This window comes from Blastococcus sp. SYSU DS0617, from assembly GCF_054051075.1.
The window spans coordinates 76774-97125 of the sequence record NZ_JBJHAO010000013.1 but is presented as its reverse complement, the minus strand read 5'-3'; the positions used below and the strand labels follow the sequence as shown (position 1 = coordinate 97125).

Below are 20352 nucleotides of genomic sequence, written 5' to 3'. Positions count from 1 at the left end.
GGGGACGAGCGGGACGCCCGTGACCTGCGGCTTCCGTGCCGCAACACGGTCTCAACCGTGAGAGATGCGTCACTGGACCCATGCACCGTTGCTGGTCAACGCCCTGTGCGTCCGATCGTGCGCAACACGTTCCCTCCAGTTCGCCCACTCGCCATCCGATTGAGGTGTTGTGGGATCCATGCACGCGACCGAGTCGCTGGCCATGCCGCCCGTGACCCGCCTTCCCCGCCCCGCTGTCATCGGGCACCGCGGTGCCCCGGCCTACCGGCCCGAGCTCACGGCCGCCAGCTTCGAGCTGGCGATCGACATGGGCGCCGACCTCATCGAGCCCGATGTCGTGGTCAGCCGCGACGGCGCCCTCGTCGTCCGCCACGAGAGCGAGCTGTCGCTCTCCACCGACGTGGCGCAGCGCGCGGAGTTCGCCGACCGGCGCACCACCCGCACGGTGAAGGGCAAGCCGGTCACCGGCTGGTTCACCGAGGACTTCACCCTCGCCGAGCTGCGCACGCTGCGCGCTCTCGAGCGGATGCCCGACCTCCGCCCGCTGAACACCGCCTACGACGGCCGGTTCGGGATCCTGACCCTCGCCGAGGTCGTCGAGCTGGCCCAGCGCCGCTCCACGCCCGACCGCCTGGTCCAGGTGCTCGTGGAGCTCAAGAACGTGACCTGGCCCGACGGCACCGGCCCGACGCTGGCCGCGCTGGCCGCCGACGAGCTGCAGCGGCTCGGCGTGGCCTCGGCGGCGGGTCCGGTGCTGGTGCAGTCCTTCGACACGGCCCTGCTGCGGGAGCTGCGCGCCCGGCTCGGCGACCAGGGCCCCCGCATGATCCAGCTCGTGGGGAACGGCGCGGAGGGCGACCGGATGGTCACCCGAGCCGGGCTGCGCGAGATCTCGACCTACGCGCAGGGCATCGGGCCCAGCCGCGAGCGGATCCTTCGGTCCGCCGAAGGCCGGGGCGGGACCTGCCCGCTGGTCGTCGAGGCCCACCGCGCCGCCCTGTCGGTCTTCTGCTGGACGCTGCGGGCGGAGAACGTCTTCCTGCCCGCGCATCTGCGCCGCGGCGAGGAGCCCGGCGCCCACGGTGACGCCGTCGCCGACGCCCGGCACCTGCTGGACCTCGGGCTCGACGGTCTGATCACCGACTCCCCGGATCTCGCCGTCACCGCGCTGCGCAGCCGCACCCGCCAGCGGAGCCTGACGGCCTGACGAGTGGGGGCCGGAGGCTCCCCGAGGAAGGCCGTCGCTGCCGCGGCACGAAGGCACGCCCCGCGGGAGCCTCGTAACCCCGACGTGAGCCGCCCTGCGAGGCGGTCCCGACGACGGAGGGCCGAAGGCTCTCCAGAGGAGGGACCGGGACACGCTCAGCGCAGCAGGGGAACGGCTCCTGGCCGCGGTGTCGGCCGGAGGCCGACCGTGACACCGCTCAACCGATCAAGTCCCGGATCACCACGTTCTCGTCGCGGCCGGGGCCGACGCCGATGACGCTGATCCGCGCGCCGGAGAGCTCCTCGAGGCGCTGGACGTAGGCCCGGGCGTTCGCGGGCAGCTCGTCGAAGGTGCGGCAGTGCCGGATGTCCTCGAACCAGCCCGGCATCTCCTCGTAGACCGGCTTCGCGTGGTGGAAGTCGGTCTGCGTCATCGGCATCTCCTCGTGCCGGACGCCGTCGATCTCGTAGGCCACGCAGATCGGCACCGTCTCCAGGCCGGAGAGGACGTCCAGCTTGGTGAGGAAGTAGTCGGTGATGCCGTTGACCCGGCTGGCGTACCGGGCGACGACGGCGTCGAACCAGCCGCAGCGGCGGTCGCGGCCGGTGGTCACGCCGACCTCGCCGCCCTGCTTGCGCAGGTACTCGCCCCACTGGTCGAACAGCTCGGTCGGGAAGGGGCCGGAGCCCACCCGGGTCGTGTAGGCCTTGAGGATGCCGACGACCCGCTCGATGCGGGTGGGGCCCACCCCGGCGCCGACGGCGGCGCCACCGGCGGTCGGGTTCGACGACGTCACGAACGGATACGTGCCGTGGTCGACGTCGAGCAGCGTGCCCTGCGAGCCCTCGAGCAGCACCCACTCGCCGGCGTCGAGGGCCTTGCCCAGCAGCAGCCGGGTGTCGGCGATCCGGTGCTTGAGCCGCTCGGCGTACCCGGCGTACTCCTCGACGACCTCGTCGACGTCGATGGCCTTGCGGTTGTAGACCTTGACCAGGATCTGGTTCTTCTCCTGCAGGGTGCCCTCGAGCTTCTGCCGGAGGATGGAGAGGTCGAGCAGGTCCTGCACGCGGATGCCGGTGCGGGCGACCTTGTCGCCGTAGGCGGGGCCGATCCCGCGGCCGGTGGTGCCGATCTTCCGCTTGCCCAGGAAGCGCTCGGTGACTTTGTCCAGCGCCCGGTGGTGCGGCATGATCAGGTGCGCGTCCGAGGAGATGGTCAGGCGCGAGGTGTCCACGCCCCGCTCCTCCAGGCCGGCGAGTTCGTGGATCAGCACCTCGGGGTCGATGACCACGCCGTTGCCGATGACCGGGGTGCAACCCGGCGTCAGGATGCCCGACGGGATCAGGTGCAGCGCGTACTTCTCGCCGTCCGGGGTGATCACCGTGTGGCCGGCGTTGTTGCCGCCCTGGTAGCGGACGACGTAGGGGACGCGCCCACCGAGCAGGTCGGTGGCCTTGCCCTTGCCCTCGTCGCCCCACTGGGCGCCGATCAGCACGACTGCGGGCATCGGGGCTGGCTCTCCTTCGGTCGGGACGGCTGGCCGGTCGCTCGGTGCGGCGGGGTAGGGCGGGTGGGGCGTGGCCGTACCGGGCGCACGGCCGGTCGGATGGCAGGGTATCCGCATGGGTTCGCTGGAGCTGGATCTGCGGCGCCTGGCGGCCGGCGAGGCCCCGCGCGCGGCCTCCGTGTCCGGGGCCGCCGACGCCGGGTCGGTGCTGGTCCGGGGACCGGTGGCCGGGCTGGCGGCCGTTCTCACGGTGCTGCTCAAGGCGGGGCGGACGGCCGAGGTGCCGGTGTCCTGGGAGCCGGGCGGCGACAAGGACTCCACCGGGCTGGCCCGGGACCTCGGCATCGGCTCCGGCGGCCCGCGGGAGCTCTCGCTGGTCCGGGACGACCACGGCGGCGTGCTGCTGCACCACGGCCGGATCGAGGCCGACGGCGACGGGCGGCGCTCGCTGAGCCGCCGGCTGGGCCTGCAGGCGCACCACGACGACATCCGGGTGGCCAACGGCGAGATCACCCGCATCGACGTACGGCCCGACTGGACCGCCGTCGACACGATCGGCGTCACGGTCATGACGCTGCCGCTGCGGCCCACCCGCCGGACGAGCGGCCGCGCGCTGCAGGTGGCCTCCGACCCGGCCCGGGTCATCCGCGACGGCGTGCGCTACCCGCGGGCGGTGCACCGCTGGACGTGGTTCGCCGACGACCGGGTGCGCTGGCTGCTCCACCCCTGAGCGGAGCGCCGTGCGACCGGCCGGACGCGTCGTGGACACTGGGGGCACGCTCGTCGAGGAGGCCCCGCTGCCGTCGTCCCCCCGTCCCGCCGGACACCGCCGGTGAGAGCCGACCGCCTGTCCACGTCCGTGGCGCCCCGCGCCGCCACGGCCCGGGACGCGCGGAGCAGATGGGTGCTGCAGCGCGCGCTGACCAGGCCCAGCCTGCCGGCGCTGGTCGGACTGGTCCTCGTGCTGGCGTTCTTCGCACTGCAGGCCCCCGAGCTGCTGAGCTCCGGTGGACTGGCCGGCGTCCTCGACGTCGCCGCCACCCTCGGCATCGGCGGGGTGGCCGTGGCGCTGCTGCTGATCGCCGGCCAGTTCGACCTGTCCGTCGGGGTGCTCGCCATCTCCAGCGCGGCCATGACCGCCCTGCTGATCGGTCACGCCGGCTGGAGCACGTGGCCGGCACTGCTGGCCTCCCTGGCCTGCGCCCTGCTCGTCGGCCTGGTCAACGGCGTGCTCGTCGTCAACACCGGGCTGCCCAGCTTCCTGGTCACGCTGGCGACCCTCCTCGTCCTGCAGGGGACGACGCTGGCCGGCGTGCGGGCCATCGCCGGCTCCGGGCGGGTGGACGGCCTGGAGGGCGCACCGGGATGGGAGTCGGCCGCCACGCTGCTCGGGTCGACCGCGCAACTGGGCGACGGCCGGTTCCGCGTCTCGCTGCTGTGGTGGCTCGGCGTGACCGCGGTGGCCACCTGGGTGCTGTGGCGCACCAAGTTCGGCAACGCCGTCTTCGCCAGCGGCGGGGCCCGCACCGCCGCCCGGGAGCTCGGCGTGCCGGTGCGCCGCACGACCGTCGCGCTGTTCTGCCTCAGCGCCACGGCGGGGTGGCTGATCGGCGCGCTGACCCTGGTGCGGCTCGGCGGCGTCCAGGTCAGCAGTGCCGGGCTGGCCACCGGGATCGACTTCATCGTGGTGGCGGTGCTCGGCGGCTGCCTGCTCGCCGGCGGCTACGGCTCCGCACTCGGCGCCTCGATCGGCGCACTCCTCTACGCCGTCGCCCGGCAGGGCATAGCGCTGGCCGGCTGGGACCCGCCGTGGTTCCAGGCCCTGCTCGGCGTCCTCCTGGTGGTGGCCCTGGTCGCCAACGGCGTGGTCGGGCACCGGCTGAAGGGGGTGCCGCGCTCGTGAGCGACGGCGGTCTCGAGCTGCGGGGGGTGACCGTGCGCCACGGCAGCGTGCCCGCGCTGTCCCGGGTGACCGCAGCCTTCCCCGCCGGGGAGATCAGCTGCGTGCTGGGCGAGAACGGCTCGGGCAAGTCCACCCTGGTCGCACTGCTGTCCGGGCTGCGCCGGCACGACGAGGGCGAGCTCCGGGTGGCGGGCACGGCGGTCCGCTTCCGGTCGCCCCGGGCGGCCCGGGCCGCCGGCATCGCGACCGTCTGGGAGGACCTCGCGGTCGCCCCGCTGCTCTCGGTCTGGCGGAACTTCTTCCTGGGCGCCGAGCCGACCCGGGGCGTGTGGCCGCTGCGCCGGCTCGACCTCGACTCGGCGCGGGAGACGACCGCACGGGCGATGGCCCGCGTGGGCGTGCCGGGGCTGGACCCCGACCAGCCGGCCAGCCGGCTGCAGGCCGGCGAGCGGCAGAGCCTCGCGGTGGCCCGGGCGCTGCACTTCGGCGCCAGCGCGCTGGTCATCGACGAGCCGACGGCGCCGATGACGGTGGCCCGTCAGACGTTGTTCGGGCAGGCCATCCTCGCCGCCCGCGCCCAGGGACTGGCCGTGGTCGTCGTCACGAACAACCCGCGGTACGCGCATCTCATCGGCGACCGGTTCCTGCTGCTGGCGGGCGGCCAGGTGGCCGGCAACCTCACGCGGGAGGACGTCGACGCCGACGGCCTCACCGCGCTGATGGCCGGCGGCGACCAGCTGAACGTGCTCACCGACGCACTCACGGCACTGCACCCGGAGCTCGGCGGCCGCTGACGCCGAGCGGACAGCCCCGGGACCCGGCGAGCGGGGCCCGGGGCGCGCTCAGGTGAGGATGCTCACCCCGCCGGGGCCCACGAGCAGGCCGACGACGATCAGCACGATGCCCCAGATGATCTGCTTGCGGACGATCGCGACGACCCCCGCGACGACCAGTACGACGGCAAGGATCCACAGCAGAAATTCCATGCGACTGTCTCCGTTCGTGCGGGCGCCGCGACACGGCGCCGTGCACTCTGAGTAGTGACCATCACGGTCGACTCGGAAACCTGATCAGAAAACCGCAGGTAAATAGGGCGCAACCGATGTGCCGATCCAACTAGGGGTGACGCACCGTTACACCCGCGGTGCGTCACCCCCGGGGCGGTGCGGGATCAGGGCGCCAGGGTGGGGTCGCAGTCGCGCAGCAGCTGGATGCAGCGCTCGTGCTCGTCGTGCTCCCCGATCGCCTCGGCCGCGGCGGCCAGCACGGTGACGCAGCGCAGGAACCCGCGGTTGGGCTCGTGCGACCACGGCACCGGGCCGAAGCCCTTCCAGCCGTTGCGGCGCAGCGCGTCCAGCCCGCGGTGGTAGCCGGTGCGGGCGTAGGCGTAGGCCTGGATGGTGTCGGACAGCAGCCGTTCGGTGCGCCCCAGCGCCTCCTCGGCCAGGGCCGCCCAGGCGGCGCTGACCGTGGGGTGGTGGGCGGCGACCTCGGCGGCCGGGATGCCTGCGGCCAGCGCGCCGTCGGCCTCCGGGTTCGCCGGCAGCAGCGTCGGGTCCGGCTCGCCGAGCAGGTTGCCGTGGCTGTGGCTCATCAGGCTGCCTGCGACTGGCCGGCGGACAGCAGGTGCTCGCACGCCTCGACCACACGGGCGGCCATGCCGGCCTCGGCTGCCTTGAGGTAGCTGCGCGGGTCGTAGGCCTTCTTGTCGCCGACCTCGCCGTCGATCTTGAGCACGCCGTCGTACTTGGTGAACATGTGCGCGGCGACCGGGCGGGTGAAGGCGTACTGGGTGTCGGTGTCGACGTTCATCTTCACGACGCCGTAGGAGATCGCCTCGCGGATCTCCGACTCGGCGGAACCCGATCCACCGTGGAAGACCAGGTTGAACGGCTTGGCGCCCTCACCGAGACCGAACTCCTTCGCGACGACGTCCTGTCCCTGCCGGAGGATCTCGGGACGGAGCCGCACGTTGCCCGGCTTGTAGACGCCGTGCACGTTGCCGAAGGTGGCCGCCAGCAGGTACACGCCGCGCTCCCCCAGGCCGAGCTTCTGCGCGGTGCGCAGGAAGTCGCCGTCGGCGGTGTAGAGCTTCTCGTTGATCTCGGCGACGACGCCGTCCTCCTCGCCGCCGACGATGCCGATCTCCAGCTCCAGCACCAGCTTGGCCGCCGCGGACTTCTCCATGAGCTCCTCGGCGATGTCCAGGTTCTCGCCGAGCTCGATGGCCGAGCCGTCCCACATGTGCGACTGGAACAGCGGCTCCTGGCCGGCGTCCACGCGGTCCTGGGACAGCGCGATGAGCGGGCGGACGTAGCCGTCGAGCTTGTCCTTGGGGCAGTGGTCGGTGTGCAGCGCGACGTTGACCGGGTACTTCTCGGCGACGACGTGCGCGAACTCGGCCAGGGCGACCGCGCCGGTGACCATGTCCTTCACCTTGGTGCCGGAGCCGAACTCCGCACCGCCGGTGGAGAACTGGATGATCCCGTCGCTGCCGGCGTCGGCGAAGCCGCGGAGGGCCGCGTTGATCGTCTCCGACGAGGTGCAGTTGATCGCGGGGTAGGCGAACCCACCCTCCTTGGCCCGACTGATCATGTCGGCGTAGACCTCGGGGGTCGCGATGGGCATGCGGGGCGCTCCTGTCGTTGACGATCTGCACTGATCGGCGCCCAGTATCGCGCCGTCCCCGCTACTCCGGGGCGTCGGGGCCGACGTGCAACCCCAGGGTGGTGACGAGTACGACCGCCTGGGTGACGTCGATCCGCGCACCGGCGAGCTCGGCGTCGCGGGGGTCGAGGGCGCTCAGGTCGCTGCCCCGGAGGTCGGCGCCGCTCAGGTCGACGCCGGACAGCTCGGCAGCGGAGAGGTCGAGCCCGCGCAGCGTGGCCCCCGCCGCCCGCACCCCGGTCAGGTCGGCCTCGCGCATGCGGGCGCCGGCGAGCGTGGCGCGCGCGAGGTCGGCCGCGGGCAGGAGGACGAAGGACCAGTCCCCGCCGTCGACGCTCATCAGGTCGAAGGTGCAGCGCTGGAACCGGCTGCCCACGAACTTGCACGCGGTGAACTCGGCCTGGAAGAAGGAGCAGCCGGCGAACGAGCAGTTGAGGAAGGCGGCGTCGGTGAAGCGGGTGGCGCTGAACCTGCAGTCGACGAATGCGCAGTCGGTGAAGACCGCGCCCTCACCGGTGGCCTCGGTGAGGTCCACGCCGGAGAACCGGACGCCGGTGTGCTCCCGGCCGGAGAGGTCCTCGCCGTACCAGTCCGCGTCCCGGACCTCGGTGCCCGCCGTCGGCTCGCTCACGTCTCAGCCCTGCTCGATCCGGCTGACCACCCGCGCGGCGACGACCACCGGGTCGTAGGTCGGCGAGAAGGGCGGTGCGTAGGAGAGGTCGGACCCGGCGAGGTCCTCGGCGGTCATGCCTGCCCAGATGGCGGCGGCCAGCACGTCGATCCGCTTGCCCGACCCGGGTCCGCCGACGAGCTGGGCACCGAGCAGCCGCCCCGACCCGGCCTCGCTCAGGAGCTTGATCGCCATCTCCTCGGCGCCGGGGTAGTAGCCGGCCTTCGTCGTCGCCTCGATGGTGTCGGTGCGGTAGTCGAATCCCGCCTGCTCCGCCTCGGTGGTGCACAGCCCGGTACGGCCGATCTCGAGCTCCCCCACCTTGGTCAGGGCCGTGCCCAGCACCCCGGCGAAGCGGGCCGCGCGCCCACCGATGACCGAGCCGGCCACCCGGCCCTGCTTGTTCGCGTGGGTGCCCAGCGCGACGTGGGTGGCCTCGCCGGTGACCCGGTGGAACGTCTGCGAGCAGTCCCCCGCCGCGTAGATCTCCGGGTGCGAGCGGGTGCGCTGGGTGCGGTCGACGGCGATGGCGCCGGTGGTGCCCAGCCGGATGCCGGCCTGCTCGGCCAGCGCGACCTCGGGGCCCATGCCGAGGCCGAGCACGACCAGGTCGGCGTCGTAGCTGCCGGCGTCGGTGCGCACGCCGCGCGCCCGGCCGGACTCGTCGACCAGGATCTCGCGGACCGCCTGGTCCGGGTGCATCTCCATGCCCATGGCGCCCATGCCGGCGCACACGCGCTCGGCCATGTCGCTGTCCAGGAGCTGCATCGGCAGCGGATCGGCGAGGACGACGGTGACCTCCAGCCCGCGCCGCTGCAGCGCCTCGGCCATCTCCAGCCCGATGTAGCCGCCACCCAGCACGAGCGCGCGGCGCGGCCCCGCGTCCAGGGCGGCCCGGATCGCGGCACCGTCGTCGAGCCGGTGGACCCCGAAGACGCCCGGGGCGTCCAGGCCCGGGATCGGCGGTCGGTTCGGGCGGCCGCCGGTGGCCACCAGCAGCCGGTCGTAGCCGATCCGCTCGCCGCCGTCGGTCACGACCTTCCCGGCGTCGGCGTCGATCTCCACCGCCCGGGTGCCGGTGCGCACGGCGATGTCCCGGGCGGCGAACTCCGCCGGCGTGCGCGCGATCAGGTCGCCCCGCTCCTCGACCTGCCCGCCGATCCAGTACGGGATGCCGCAGGCGGAGTAGGAGACGACGTCGCCCTGCTCGAGGACGACGATCTCCAGGTCGTCGGCCGCCCGTAGCCGCCGGGCCTGCGCCGCCGCCGACATCCCCGCGGCGTCCCCGCCGATGACGACCAGCCGATCGGTGCTCACGGCGACAGCGTGTCACCCGCGACCGACGATCCGCAGCCCCGTCGTGGCGCGATCACCCGCGAGGGCCGCCGTGCGTCACCGGAGCCGCGCCGTGCAGCGGCTCCGACGGCGCGCAGCGGCTGTCCCCGGATCGGCGCGGGCTCTCGTACGGTCGCCGCATGACCGACGGGAGAGCGGCGGCCGGCGTCTTCGGCGATCGCGCCGGCGAGTGGGCCTCCTGGCAGGCATCGCCCTGGGGCAGGCTGCGCTACGACGTCGTCCGAGAGACGACGGCGCGGGCGGTGGCAGCGCTGCCCGGACCGCTGCGGGTCATCGACGTCGGCGGTGGCGACGGCGCGGACAGCCTGCCGCTGGCGGTCCGGGGGCACGACGTGACGGTGCTCGACTTCGCGCCGGACCTGCTGGCGCAGGCGGAGCGGGCGGCGGAGGCCCGGGGCCTCACGGGCCGCGTCCGGGTGGTGCACGCCGACCTGGACGACCTGGTCCGCGGCGAGCTGCCCGCGGACGTGGACCTGGGCGCCTTCGACGTCGTGCTGTGCCACAACGTGCTGCACTACCGTGCCGACGTCCCGGCCACCGTGCGGTTCGTCGCGTCGCTGGCCCGGCCCGGCGGGGTGGTGTCGGTGATGGCCCCGAACCCCGCGATGGACGTGCTCTCCGCCGCGATCCGCCGGATGGACCCGGCGCGCGCCCGCGCCGTGCTGGACTCCCCCACGGTGCACGGTGAGACGTTCGACCACCCGATGCGGCGCCTGGGGGCGGACGAGGTGGAGCAGGCGCTGGCCGAGGCCGGGGGCACCGTCGAGCACCGGTTCGGCATCCGCTGCCTGATGGACCTCATCGCCGACGACGAGCGCAAGTCCGAGCCCGATTTCTACCGGCAGCTGCTGGATCTCGAGCTGCTGCTGTGCGACCGGGAGCCCTACTGGCGGACCGCGCGCTTCTGGCAGCTCACCGCGCGCACCGGGGCCGCGGCGGACGGTCGCGCGGCATCCGGCGAGAGGTAGCCGGCATGGAGGGGACCACGGCCGCGGGGCGCACCGGGGCCGTCCACGTCCGACGTCGGTCGGACCACGACCTGCCGGCGCTCCGCCGACTGGCCGAGGCCGTGCTGCAGCGCGACGGCTATCCGCCGCGGGTACCGCCGGACCTCGGCCGGTTCATCGCCGCCCCCGGCGCGCTCGCGGCGTTCGTCGCCGTCAGCGACGGGCAGGTGGTCGGCCACGTGTGCGTCAGCCCCTCGGGTTCGCCGGAGGTGCTCGACCTCGCCCGGCGCGCGCTGGGTGTGCCGGAGCAGCGGCTGGCGGTGGTGGCCAGGCTCGTGGTCGCGCGATCGCATCGTCGGCGCGGGACGGCCCGGGCGCTCCTCGCCGAGGCGCTGGCGGAGGTCGTCCGCCTCGGCCGCATCCCGGTCCTCGACGTGGCCACCCACCTCGCCGGGCCGATCGCGCTCTACGAGCGATCCGGGTGGCGCAGGCTGGGACAGGTGCCCGTGAGGATCGCCGGCGCGGAGCCGCTGGACGAGTACGTCTACGTCGGTCCGCTGGGGCTCGCTGCGGACGGCCGCGCCGACGGTGGCCACGAGCGGGCCGGAGCGGCGGGTGGCGGCGCAGGAGCGCGGCCGGCACGACGGCTGACGGCGATGGCCGGCTGGCATCCCGACTGCTACCAGCGGGCGATCGCCTACTTCACCGATCCCTCCGGGCGGCTCCTCGTGTTCGACCACCTCGACGTGGCGGCGGGGACGCAGGTCCCCGGGGGAGGCATCCACGTCGGCGAGTCCGCCGAGGGCGCCGTGCTCCGGGAGCTCGCCGAGGAGTCCGGTCTCGACTCCGCCGTCGTCGTCCGGAAGCTCGGGGAGGCGTGGAACAGGTCGGAGCCCGGCAACGTGCCGGCGGGGCTGGAGGAGCAGATCCAGCACGCCTTCCACCTACGGCTCGGCGGACCTCCGCGGCACGAGCGGTGGGAGTGGGAGGAGCGGTCCGGTGGCGACGTCGTCGAGTACCGCTTCGCGTTCCGCTGGATCGCCCTCGACGAGGCCGAGCGGGTCCTCTGGCCCTCCCAGGCGATGTGGATCGACGCCGTCCGGCTCTCGCTCCGCCACCCCGCCTGACCGGCTCAGCGTCCCGTCAGCTCCGCCACCGCCGCCAGGTCGCGCACGCTCACCCGGCGGAACACCTTGCCGGGGTTGAGCAGCCCCATCGGGTCGAGCGCGTCCTTGATCGCGCGGTGCACGTCCAGCGCCACCGGTCCGATCTCGCGCTCGAGCCAGTCGAGCTTGATCGAGCCCACGCCGTGCTCCCCGGTGATCGTGCCGCCGAGGGAGAGCCCGAGTTCGCAGATGTCGTCGAAGGCGGCGTAGGCCCGCTCCCGCTGGTCGGCGTCCGCGGCGTCGAAGCAGATGCCCGGGTGCATGTTGCCGTCGCCGGCGTGCCCCGTGACGCCGATGGTCAGCCCGCGCTGCCGGGCGATGGCGTCGCAGCCGTCGAGAAAGGTGGCGATGTGCGACCGCGGCACGGCGACGTCGTCGACGAGCATGCCGCTGCCCAGCTGGGCCAGCGCCGGCAGCGCCATCCGGCGGGCCTGCAGCAGGAGGTCGCCCTCGGCGGGGTCCTCGGTTGTGTGCACGAACTCCGCACCCGCCTCCCGGCAGATCTGGGCGAGCGCCTCGATCTCCTCGGTGGCGACCGCGCCCCCGGAGTCGGACTGGGCCACGAGCAGCGCGTGCGCGCCGCGGTCGAGCTCGGCCTTGAGCAGGTCGTCGACGGCGCAGATGCAGGTGTTGTCCATGACCTCGAGCAGGCTGGGCACCAGGCCGCTGGTGACCACGCGCTCGACGACCTGGCCGGTCTGGGCCGTCGTCGCGAACGATGCGGCGAGGGTGACCGGGCGCTTCGGGGCCGGGCGCAGGGCCAGCGTCGCCTCGGTGATGACGCCCAGCGTGCCCTCCGACCCGACGAACAGCCGAGGCAGGTCGTAGCCCGCAACGCCCTTGACGGTGCGCCGTCCGGTGCGCAGCACCCGCCCGTCGGCGAGCACGACCTCGAGCCCCATCACGTAGTCGGTGGTCACGCCGTACTTCACGCAGCACAGGCCACCGGAGTTGGTGGAGAGGTTGCCGCCGATCGTGCACCAGTCGTAGCTGGAGGGATCCGGTGGGTAGAACAGGCCGAAGTCCGCGACGGCGTCGCGCAGCGTCTTGTTGACCACGCCGGGCTGGACCACGGCGAGCCGGTCGGCGGGTGAGACCTCCAGGACGGCGTCCATACGGGTCATGACCAGGGTGATCGCGCCGTCCACGGCGTTGCTGGCCCCCGCGAGCCCCGACCCGGCCCCCCGGGGCACGACCGGCACGCCGTGCCGGCTGGCCACCTGCATGACCGCGACGACGTCGGCGGTGCTGCGCGGGAGCACGACGGCGGCGGGGGTGCCCGCCGGCGCCATCATCGCCGCGTCGCGGGCGTACCCGGCGGTGACGTCGGGATCGGTGAGGACGCTGTCGGCGCCGAGAGCATCCTGCAGGTCGGTCACCCAGGAAGTGGTCACCGTCACACGGTACGACGGCTTCCCCGCCGGGATCAGGGACCCTGATCGTGCTGCGTCCTCCCTCACGTCCCACGGTCAGGGAGGACGCTCGGGGATCAGGTCACCTGATCGTGGTCGGGTCAGACGAGGCCGAGGTCGGCGGCGGTGTAGGCCGCCCGGTACTCGAATCCCGCCGCCTCGACGGCCTCGCGGCCGCCGCGGTCGACGATCACCGCTACCGCGATGACCTCCGCACCCGCCTCCTGCAGCGCCTCCGCCGCGGTGAGCGGGCTGCCGCCGGTCGTCGAGGTGTCATCGACCACCAGGACGGCGCGGCCCGCGACGTCCGGGCCCTCGATCCGGCGCTGCAGGCCGTGCGCCTTGCCCTCCTTGCGCACCACGCAGGCGTCGAGGAAGCCCTCGCCGGCCGCGGCGGCGTGCAGCATCGCCGTCGCCACCGGGTCGGCACCCAGGGTGAGCCCGCCGACGACGTCGTAGCGCAGGTCGCCGGTGAGCTGGCGCATGACGCGGCCGACCAGGGGGGCGCCCTCGTGGTGGAGGGTGAGCCGGCGCATGTCGATGTACCAGTCCGCCTCCCGCCCGGAGGAGAGCGTCACCTTCCCGTGCACCACCGCGAGGTCGACGATCAGCTCCAGCAGGCGGTCGCGGTCGGGCAGGGCAGCGGGGGCCGTCATGGCACCGACCCTAGGGCTCGGACGGTGATGGTGTGCCGGCGGATCCGGGCGTCCTCGACGGTCGGCGGCGGCCGGTCTGCCAGGGTGGGCCCGTGGCCAAGCCTCCTGTCCCCGGTGACCCCGCGCCGGTCATGCCCCCCTCGGCCCGGGTCGCGGTCGGGGTGATGGCGGTGCTCGCGCTCCTGCTGCTGTCCAACGCCGTGCTGCTCTGGGTCGGCTTCGACGTCGCCGTGGACCGCATCCTCGAGGAGGCCGACGACGTCTCGCGCGCCGACGCCGAGCAGTTCGTGCTGCTGTCCCTGGTCCCCTACCTCCTGCTGGGACTGCTCCTGGTCGTTGCCGCGGTGTTCGTGGCGCGGCGGCGCAGCTGGGCACGGTGGGCCGGCGTGGCCGCGACGGCGCTGCTCACTCTGCTCACCATCCTGAGCGTGCTGGCGACCGGTGGCGTCAGCGTGGCCTCGCTGCTCCTGCTGGTGCTGTCCGTCGCGGGGCTGACCAGCCTGATGGCGGGCACGACCCGCGCCTGGCTGCAGGGAGCCGGCGCGGCGTGATCAGCGGTGCTGGCCGTAGGTGCGCGCCCAGCCCATGTACCGGTACCAGTCGTTGCTGGGCTTGAGCGCCAGCAGCACGATGCCGGCGAGCAGGGCCAGCAACTGGAAGACGCTGAGGGCCGAGAGGAAGTCGGTCCCGTTGGTGTTGCCGCCCAGCATGCTGAGCCCGGCGAGGACGGCGATGCCCCCGAAGACCCACAGCATGATCCGCGCCCAGTTGCGGCCCCGCCAGGCCCACCAGATGAACAGCGCGTGCAGGACGACGAGCACCAGCCCGATCACCGCGCCGATCAGGAAGGCGGTGCGCAGGATCTCCTCGGTGACGGCGGGGTCGTCGGTGGTCCGCAGCGCCTCCTGGACCAGCGAGTCGATGTCGGAGAACGCCACCAGCGAACCCACGAGCCCGAGCACGAAGTTGACGACGAAGGCGCCGATGCCGGCCCGCACCGTCAGCGGCCGCTCGGCCGAACCGGGCGGGGGCGGCGGGACGTACGGGGCGCCGTAGCCGGACCACTGCTGTTCCTGCGGCTGCCATCCCGGGGGCGGGGCGTTCCAGCCGCCCTGCTGCGGAGGCGGCGCACCCCAGCCCTGCTGCGGGGGCGGCGCGTTCCAGCCCTGCGGCGGAGGTGGCGCGTTCCAGCCCTGCTGCTGCGGGGGCCCGTCGGAGCCGTCCTCGGGGCGGCCCGTGGGCTCGCCGTACCGGCCGCCCTGGTCGGACGTCATCGCTACCTCCCCGCCTCGGTGTGCCCCCTGATCATGTCGGACGCGCGTGCGGCCCGCCGGGGTCGGGTGGACCCCGGCGGGCTCGCGGCTCAGCCGCGGGTGACGCTCAGCCCGGCGTCGCCCTCGGCGACGTCGGCCGGCCAGTCGACGACGACCTCGTCGCCGTCCCGGATCTCCCCGGCCAGCAGTGCCCGCGCGAGCTGGTCGCCGATGGCCGACTGCACCAGGCGGCGCAGCGGCCGGGCGCCGTAGACCGGGTCGAAGCCGTTGAGCGCCAGCCACTCGCGTGCGGCGTCGGTGACCCGCAGGGTGAGCCGTCGCGCCGCCAGTCGCCGGCCCAGCACGGCGACCTGGATGTCGACGATGCCAGCCAGCTCGTCGGTGCCGAGCGCCCGGAAGACCACGACGTCGTCGAGCCGGTTGAGGAACTCCGGCTTGAAGTGCGTCCGGACGACGTCCATGACGGCTTCGCGCCGGCGGTCCTCCGGGACCGACTGGTCCGCGATGATCTGCGAGCCCAGGTTCGACGTCAGGATCAGGATGGTGTTCCGGAAGTCCACCGTGCGGCCCTGACCGTCGGTGAGCCGGCCGTCGTCCAGCACCTGCAGCAGGACGTCGAAGACGTCGGGGTGCGCCTTCTCCACCTCGTCGAGCAGCACGACGGTGTACGGGCGCCGTCGCACCGCCTCGGTGAGCTGGCCACCGGCCTCATAGCCGACGTAGCCGGGGGGCGCCCCGACCAGCCGCGCCACGGAGTGCTTCTCGGAGTACTCGCTCATGTCGACGCGGACCATCGCCCGCTCGTCGTCGAACAGGAACTCCGCCAACGCCTTGGCCAGCTCGGTCTTGCCGACGCCGGTGGGGCCGAGGAACAGGAACGACCCGGTGGGCCGGTCGGGGTCGGCGACGCCGGAGCGTGCCCGGCGCACCGCGTCGGAGACCGCGCGGACGGCGTCGGGCTGACCGACGACCCGCGCGCCGAGACCCTCTTCCATCCGCAGCAGCTTCTGGGTCTCGCCCTCGAGCAGCCGGCCCGCGGGGATGCCCGTCCAGGCCTGGACGACCTCGGCGATGTCGTCGGGGCCGACCTCCTCCTTGAGCATCGACTCGCCGGTCGCCACCGACGTCTCGGCGTCGGTGAGCGACCGCTCCAGCTCCGGGAGCCGGCCGTAGCGGAGCTCGGCAGCCTTGGCGAGCTCGCCGTCCCGCTCGGCCCGCTCGGCCTCCAGACGCGCCCGCTCGAGCTCCTCCTTGATCTGCTGGATGCGGCCGATCGCGCTCTTGTCCTGCTGCCACCGGGCGGTCAGCTCGGCCAGCTCCTGGCGCCGGTCGGCCAGGTCGGACCGCAGGGCCGCCAGCCGCTCGATCGAGGAGGGGTCGTCCTCCTTGGACAGCGCCATCTCCTCGATCTCCAGCCGGCGCACGGCGCGCTCGACCTCGTCGACCTCGACGGGGCGGCTGTCGATCTCCATGCGCAGCCGGCTGGCCGCCTCGTCGACGAGGTCGATCGCCTTGTCCGGCAGGAACCGGGCCGTGACGTACCGGTCCGACAAGGTGGCGGCGGCGACGATCGCGGTGTCGGTGATGCGGACACCGTGGTGCACCTCGTAGCGCTCCTTGAGCCCGCGCAGGATGCCGATGGTGTCCTCGACGCTCGGCTCGCCCACGAAGACCTGCTGGAAGCGGCGCTCGAGCGCGGGGTCCTTCTCGATGTGCTCGCGGAACTCGTCCAGTGTCGTCGCACCGACCATGCGGAGCTCGCCCCGGGCGAGCATCGGCTTGATCATGTTGCCGGCGTCCATGGCGGAGTCACCCGTCGCTCCGGCGCCGACGATCGTGTGCAGCTCGTCGATGAAGGTGACGATCTGCCCCTCGGCGTCGGTGATCTCCTGCAGCACGGCCTTGAGCCGCTCCTCGAACTCGCCGCGGTACTTGGCGCCCGCGACCATCGAGCCCAGGTCCAGCGCCATCAGCCGCTTGCCCTTGAGGCTCTCCGGCACGTCGCCGGCCACCATGCGCTGCGCCAGACCCTCGACGATGGCGGTCTTGCCGACGCCGGGCTCACCGATGAGCACCGGGTTGTTCTTGGTGCGGCGCGACAGCACCTGCACCACGCGGCGGATCTCGGTGTCGCGCCCGATGACCGGGTCGATCTTGCCCTCGCGGGCGCGCTCGGTGAGGTCGACGGCGTACTTCTCCAGCGCCTGGAAGGTGCCCTCGGGGTCCGGCGTCGTGACCTTGCGGGTGCCACGGACGGTGCGGAACGCCGCGAGCAGCGCGTCCCGCGTGGCACCGGCACCGGTCAGCACGGAACCGGCCTCGCCCTCCGAGCCGGCCAGCCCGACCAGCAGGTGCTCGGTGGAGATGTACTCGTCGCCCAGTGCGCTCGCCTGCTCCCCGGCGTCGTTCATGACGCGCAGGAACTCGCGGCTGGGCGAGGGCGCCGGGACGGTGGCCCCGGAGACGCTGGGCAGGCGGCGCACGGCGGCGTCCGCCTTGGCGCGGACGTCGGCGGCGTCGGCACCGACGGCCTTCAGCAGCGGCCCGGCGATGCCGTCGTCCTGCTCGAGCAGCGCGGCCAGCAGGTGCAGCGGCTCGAGGGCGGCCTGGCCACGGGCGACCGCGAGCCGCTGGGCGGCGGCGATGGCCTCCTGCGAACGGGTGGTCAGCTTGCTCTCCATGGTCGTGGTCCGCGTCCTCTCGTCGGTCGTACCGCCGGCCCGGCGGTCTGGGCTGTCATGGGTTCGAACGACCGGGGAGTTGAGTCTGTTCCACTCAACCTGGCTGAGTCCACCCACCGCACCGTCGGTCTCGGGCCACCCGAGCGGGCACAGGCACTGGTATCCGCCCCGACGCGCCCTAGACTCGGGGCATGACTGCACTGCCGGCTCCGAGCGTGGCGCTCGACGACCAGCTCTGCTTCGCGCTGTACGCAGCCTCGCGAGCCGTGACCGCGCGCTACCGGCCCATGCTCGAGGCCATCGGCCTGACCTATCCGCAGTACCTGGTCATGATGCTGCTCTGGGAAGAGGACCACCAGACGGTGGGCCAGCTCGGCTCCCGGCTGGCGCTGGACAGCGGCACGCTGTCCCCGCTCCTCAAGCGGCTCACCGCCGCCGGCCTGGTCACCCGGCACCGCCGCGTCGAGGACGAGCGCTCGGTGGCCATCGCCCTGACCGACGCCGGTCGTGCGCTGCAGGACAAGGCGTATGCCATCTCCGAGGAGATGATCGGCGCCATCGGCTTCGACAGCGGTGAGTTCGACGAGCTCAAGGCCCGGCTGCAGGTGGTCATCGAGCGGGTGAACAGCGGAGAGGCCGTCTGCTGAGTGCGTTGACCGCGCTCGTCACCGGGTAGGGGGGCGTCGACGCGCCGTCCAGGAGCGGGCGGCGCCCGGCACGGAAGAAGGAACATGCCCACTCGCACCGCACGCACCGCCTGGAACGGCACCCTCCAGGAGGGCTCCGGCCAGGTCGAGCTGTCCAGCTCCAAGATCGGCACCTACGAGGTCTCGTTCCCCAAGCGGGCCGCCGACGAGGCCGGGGGCACCACCAGCCCCGAGGAGCTCATCGCGGCCGCCCACTCGTCGTGCTTCGCCATGGCGCTCTCGAACGAGATCGGCAAGGCCGGGGGGACGCCGACCGCGCTCGAGGTGACCGCGGAGGTCACCCTCGGCAAGAAGGACGGCGCCTCGGCCATCACCGGGATCGCCCTCACCGTCCGCGGCGAGGTCGACGGGCTCGACGCCGACGCCTTCCAGACGGCCGCCCAGGCGGCGAAGGTCGGCTGCCCGGTCAGCAAGGCGCTGGCCGGCACCGAGATCACCCTCGACGCCTCGCTCGACTGACGAAGGCCCCCCTCCCCACCCCTCGGACCCCCCAGGGGGCAGGGAGGGGGCCGCACGGCCCGCCTCTCCTGGAGGCGGGCCGTCGTCGGTCCTACTGCGCCTGCTCGCCGGCCTCGCGCTGCAGCCGCTCCTCGCCGCTCTCCGTCCCGAGCGCGATCTCGCGGATGAGCAGGATGGCGGCCACCGCGATCACCGCGACCACCGCCGACACGAGGAAGATCCGGCCGGTCGCGTCGCCGTAGGAGAGCCGGATGAGCTCCTCGACGGCGGGCGGGGCATCGGCGAGGTCGGCCAGCCCCACCGTCCCCGACCCGGCCGCCTCGGCCGCACCCGGGATGCCCTCGAGCCGCTCGGCGATGATGCCGCTCACCCGGCTGGACAGCACGGCACCGAGCACGGACACACCCACCGTCCCGCCCAGGCTGCGGAAGAAGGCGACCGCCGAGCTCGCCGCCCCCAGGTCCTTGGCGGCAACGGTGTTCTGCACCGCCAGCACCAGGTTCTGCATGGTGGCCCCGATGCCGGTGCCCAGCACGAACAGGAAGCCGCACATCGCGACGATGTTGGTGTCGTGGTCGAGCGTGGACAGCATCGCGAACCCGGCGACGACCAGCAGCGAGCCGCCGACCAGGAAGCGCTTCCAGCGGCCGGTCCGGGTGATCATGAGCCCCGAGCCCGTCGAGGAGAGCAGGATCCCGCCGACCATCGGCACGGTGAGCAGGCCGGCGGCGGTCGGCGAGTAGCCGCGCGAGATCTGCAGGTACTGCCCCAGGAAGACGGTCGACCCGAACATCGCGACGCCGATCGCCGCGCTCGCGGCGATCGCCAGCGTCGTGGTCCGGTCGCGGAACAGCCGCAGCGGGACGATCGGCTCCTTGGCCCGGAGCTCCGTGACGATGAAGGCGGCGATCGCCAGCGCGCCGCCACCGACGTAGTACGCCGTCTCGACCGACGCCCAGGCGAAGCTGCCGCCCGCGAGGGTGACCCAGATGAGCAGCGTGGAGACGCCGGCGGTCAGGAAGACCGCGCCCATGTAGTCGATGTGCACGTCCCGCTTGGTCACCGGCAGGTGCAACGTCCGCTGGAGCAGCACCAGGGCCGCCAGGGCGAAGGGGACGACGACGAAGAAGCACCAGCGCCAGCCCAGCCAGCTGGTGTCCACCAGCAGGCCGCCGATGAGCGGGCCGCCGACGGTGGCCACGGCCATGACGCTGCCGAGCAGGCCGGAGTACCGACCGCGCTCCCGCGGGCTGATCATCGCGGCCATCGCGATCTGCACGAGGGCCTGCAACCCACCGAGCCCCAGGCCCTGCACGACCCGCCAGGCGATCAGCGTCTCCACCGACTGCGAGACGCCGGCGAGCATCGATCCGACGATGAACACCACGATGGCCAGCTGGAGCAGCAGCTTCTTGCTGAAGAGGTCGGCGAGCTTGCCCCAGATGGGGGTCGAGGCGGTCGAGGACAGCAGGGTGGCCGTGACGATCCAGGTGTACTGGCCCTGCGAGCCCCGCAGCTCGGTGATGATCGTGGGCAGCGCGTTGGAGACGATGGTTCCCGACAGGAACGCCACGAACATCGCGAGCATCATCCCGGACAGCGCCGACAGGATCTGCCGGTGCGTCATCCGCCCCTGCTGCTCGACGGGGGCCTCGGCGGCCGGCCTGTCGGCGGTGCTGGTCATGGGTCTCCTGGGCTCGTGCGAGGGGCGGTCGTGCGCGGTGGCCGGGACGGCGCGGG

At 73.4% G+C, this 20352-nt stretch carries 20 protein-coding genes; 9 read left to right on the top strand and 11 right to left on the bottom strand.

What is annotated here, in order from left to right; all coding sequences use genetic code 11:
- The first annotated feature begins 178 nt into the window (after positions 1-178).
- Positions 179-1207 (top strand): glycerophosphodiester phosphodiesterase family protein, encoded by a 1029-nt coding sequence (locus ACI793_RS14875; RefSeq protein ID WP_456607155.1) that lies wholly within the window; start codon positions 179-181, stop codon positions 1205-1207.
- Between the two features lie 217 nt (positions 1208-1424).
- On the opposite strand, the gene ACI793_RS14870 is transcribed toward ACI793_RS14875, so the two are convergent.
- Positions 1425-2714 carry an adenylosuccinate synthase gene (locus ACI793_RS14870; protein WP_456607154.1) on the bottom strand — a complete coding sequence of 430 codons (1290 nt, stop codon included), beginning with the start codon at positions 2712-2714 and terminating at the stop codon, positions 1425-1427.
- Between the two features lie 115 nt (positions 2715-2829).
- Between ACI793_RS14870 and ACI793_RS14865 the strand changes: the two genes are divergently transcribed.
- From ACI793_RS14865 to ACI793_RS14855, 3 genes are all read left to right on the top strand, one after another.
- Positions 2830-3444, top strand: a complete 615-nt coding sequence (locus tag ACI793_RS14865) for a hypothetical protein (protein WP_456607153.1) — start codon at positions 2830-2832, stop codon at positions 3442-3444.
- A gap of 102 nt (positions 3445-3546) precedes the next feature.
- Complete coding sequence (locus tag ACI793_RS14860; RefSeq protein WP_456607152.1) at positions 3547-4617, top strand: ABC transporter permease; 1071 nt, start codon at positions 3547-3549, stop codon at positions 4615-4617.
- Positions 4614-5411: an ATP-binding cassette domain-containing protein gene (locus tag ACI793_RS14855; RefSeq protein WP_456607151.1), complete on the top strand. Its 798-nt coding sequence runs from the start codon at positions 4614-4616 to the stop codon at positions 5409-5411. The genes ACI793_RS14860 and ACI793_RS14855 overlap by 4 nt, the downstream gene beginning before the upstream one ends.
- 48 nt (positions 5412-5459) lie before the next feature.
- Here the strand turns inward: ACI793_RS14855 and ACI793_RS14850 are convergent, their stop codons facing one another.
- From ACI793_RS14850 to ACI793_RS14830, 5 genes are all read right to left on the bottom strand, one after another.
- Positions 5460-5603, bottom strand: a complete 144-nt coding sequence (locus ACI793_RS14850; protein WP_456607150.1) for a GPGG-motif small membrane protein — start codon at positions 5601-5603, stop codon at positions 5460-5462.
- 185 nt (positions 5604-5788) lie between these two features.
- Positions 5789-6211, bottom strand: coding sequence for a DUF3151 domain-containing protein (locus ACI793_RS14845; RefSeq protein WP_456607149.1), 423 nt, complete (start codon positions 6209-6211; stop codon positions 5789-5791).
- Positions 6211-7245 carry a class II fructose-bisphosphate aldolase gene (fbaA, locus tag ACI793_RS14840; RefSeq protein ID WP_456607148.1) on the bottom strand — a complete coding sequence of 345 codons (1035 nt, stop codon included), beginning with the start codon at positions 7243-7245 and terminating at the stop codon, positions 6211-6213. Before fbaA ends, ACI793_RS14845 begins: the two co-directional genes overlap by 1 nt.
- A gap of 61 nt (positions 7246-7306) precedes the next feature.
- The gene (locus ACI793_RS14835; RefSeq protein WP_456607147.1) at positions 7307-7915 is read right to left on the bottom strand and encodes a pentapeptide repeat-containing protein; all 609 of its coding nucleotides are present in this window, start codon (positions 7913-7915) and stop codon (positions 7307-7309) included.
- Positions 7916-7918: 3 nt separating this feature from the next.
- Positions 7919-9271: an FAD-dependent oxidoreductase gene (locus ACI793_RS14830; RefSeq protein ID WP_456607146.1), complete on the bottom strand. Its 1353-nt coding sequence runs from the start codon at positions 9269-9271 to the stop codon at positions 7919-7921.
- A gap of 158 nt (positions 9272-9429) precedes the next feature.
- Here ACI793_RS14830 and ACI793_RS14825 point away from each other — a divergent pair, with 158 nt between their 5' ends.
- Positions 9430-10278 carry a class I SAM-dependent methyltransferase gene (locus ACI793_RS14825; protein WP_456607145.1) on the top strand — a complete coding sequence of 283 codons (849 nt, stop codon included), beginning with the start codon at positions 9430-9432 and terminating at the stop codon, positions 10276-10278.
- 5 nt (positions 10279-10283) lie between these two features.
- Positions 10284-11384: a GNAT family N-acetyltransferase gene (locus ACI793_RS14820; protein ID WP_456607144.1), complete on the top strand. Its 1101-nt coding sequence runs from the start codon at positions 10284-10286 to the stop codon at positions 11382-11384.
- Positions 11385-11389: 5 nt separating this feature from the next.
- Here the strand turns inward: ACI793_RS14820 and ACI793_RS14815 are convergent, their stop codons facing one another.
- On the bottom strand, positions 11390-12817 hold the full coding sequence (locus ACI793_RS14815) for an FAD-binding oxidoreductase (protein ID WP_456607143.1): 1428 nt from the start codon (positions 12815-12817) through the stop codon (positions 11390-11392).
- Positions 12818-12936: 119 nt separating this feature from the next.
- Positions 12937-13491 carry an orotate phosphoribosyltransferase gene (gene pyrE / locus ACI793_RS14810; RefSeq protein WP_456607142.1) on the bottom strand — a complete coding sequence of 185 codons (555 nt, stop codon included), beginning with the start codon at positions 13489-13491 and terminating at the stop codon, positions 12937-12939.
- A gap of 92 nt (positions 13492-13583) precedes the next feature.
- Between pyrE and ACI793_RS14805 the strand changes: the two genes are divergently transcribed.
- Positions 13584-14042, top strand: a complete 459-nt coding sequence (locus ACI793_RS14805; protein WP_456607141.1) for a hypothetical protein — start codon at positions 13584-13586, stop codon at positions 14040-14042.
- Here the strand turns inward: ACI793_RS14805 and ACI793_RS14800 are convergent, their stop codons facing one another.
- Positions 14043-14765: a hypothetical protein gene (locus ACI793_RS14800; protein ID WP_456607140.1), complete on the bottom strand. Its 723-nt coding sequence runs from the start codon at positions 14763-14765 to the stop codon at positions 14043-14045. It lies immediately after the preceding gene.
- A gap of 89 nt (positions 14766-14854) precedes the next feature.
- On the bottom strand, positions 14855-17446 hold the full coding sequence (clpB, locus tag ACI793_RS14795; RefSeq protein WP_456607139.1) for an ATP-dependent chaperone ClpB: 2592 nt from the start codon (positions 17444-17446) through the stop codon (positions 14855-14857).
- 191 nt (positions 17447-17637) lie between these two features.
- On the opposite strand from clpB, the gene ACI793_RS14790 reads away from it, so the two are divergent.
- Positions 17638-18093: a MarR family winged helix-turn-helix transcriptional regulator gene (locus ACI793_RS14790; RefSeq protein ID WP_456607138.1), complete on the top strand. Its 456-nt coding sequence runs from the start codon at positions 17638-17640 to the stop codon at positions 18091-18093.
- Positions 18094-18177: 84 nt separating this feature from the next.
- Positions 18178-18612, top strand: coding sequence for an OsmC family protein (locus ACI793_RS14785; RefSeq protein WP_456607137.1), 435 nt, complete (start codon positions 18178-18180; stop codon positions 18610-18612).
- A gap of 91 nt (positions 18613-18703) precedes the next feature.
- Here ACI793_RS14785 and ACI793_RS14780 read toward each other — a convergent pair whose 3' ends face one another.
- Entirely contained in the window at positions 18704-20296 is a 1593-nt protein-coding gene (locus ACI793_RS14780) for an MFS transporter (RefSeq protein WP_456607136.1), read from the bottom strand.
- Positions 20297-20352: the final 56 nt, after the last annotated feature.

What these genes read in the sequence shown, in the direction of transcription:
- ACI793_RS14825 (WP_456607145.1), top strand. Translation starts at nt 9,430, where the DNA reads ATGACCGACGGGAGAGCGGCGGCCGGCGTCTTCGGCGATCGCGCCGGC.
- ACI793_RS14780 (WP_456607136.1), bottom strand. Translation starts at nt 20,296, where the DNA reads ATGACCAGCACCGCCGACAGGCCGGCCGCCGAGGCCCCCGTCGAGCAG.
- ACI793_RS14870 (WP_456607154.1), bottom strand. Translation starts at nt 2,714, where the DNA reads ATGCCCGCAGTCGTGCTGATCGGCGCCCAGTGGGGCGACGAGGGCAAG.
- ACI793_RS14845 (WP_456607149.1), bottom strand. Translation starts at nt 6,211, where the DNA reads ATGAGCCACAGCCACGGCAACCTGCTCGGCGAGCCGGACCCGACGCTG.
- ACI793_RS14865 (WP_456607153.1), top strand. Translation starts at nt 2,830, where the DNA reads ATGGGTTCGCTGGAGCTGGATCTGCGGCGCCTGGCGGCCGGCGAGGCC.
- ACI793_RS14875 (WP_456607155.1), top strand. Translation starts at nt 179, where the DNA reads ATGCACGCGACCGAGTCGCTGGCCATGCCGCCCGTGACCCGCCTTCCC.
- ACI793_RS14790 (WP_456607138.1), top strand. Translation starts at nt 17,638, where the DNA reads ATGACTGCACTGCCGGCTCCGAGCGTGGCGCTCGACGACCAGCTCTGC.
- ACI793_RS14850 (WP_456607150.1), bottom strand. Translation starts at nt 5,603, where the DNA reads ATGGAATTTCTGCTGTGGATCCTTGCCGTCGTACTGGTCGTCGCGGGG.
- ACI793_RS14820 (WP_456607144.1), top strand. Translation starts at nt 10,284, where the DNA reads ATGGAGGGGACCACGGCCGCGGGGCGCACCGGGGCCGTCCACGTCCGA.
- fbaA (WP_456607148.1), bottom strand. Translation starts at nt 7,245, where the DNA reads ATGCCCATCGCGACCCCCGAGGTCTACGCCGACATGATCAGTCGGGCC.
- ACI793_RS14785 (WP_456607137.1), top strand. Translation starts at nt 18,178, where the DNA reads ATGCCCACTCGCACCGCACGCACCGCCTGGAACGGCACCCTCCAGGAG.
- clpB (WP_456607139.1), bottom strand. Translation starts at nt 17,446, where the DNA reads ATGGAGAGCAAGCTGACCACCCGTTCGCAGGAGGCCATCGCCGCCGCC.
- ACI793_RS14800 (WP_456607140.1), bottom strand. Translation starts at nt 14,765, where the DNA reads ATGACGTCCGACCAGGGCGGCCGGTACGGCGAGCCCACGGGCCGCCCC.
- pyrE (WP_456607142.1), bottom strand. Translation starts at nt 13,491, where the DNA reads ATGACGGCCCCCGCTGCCCTGCCCGACCGCGACCGCCTGCTGGAGCTG.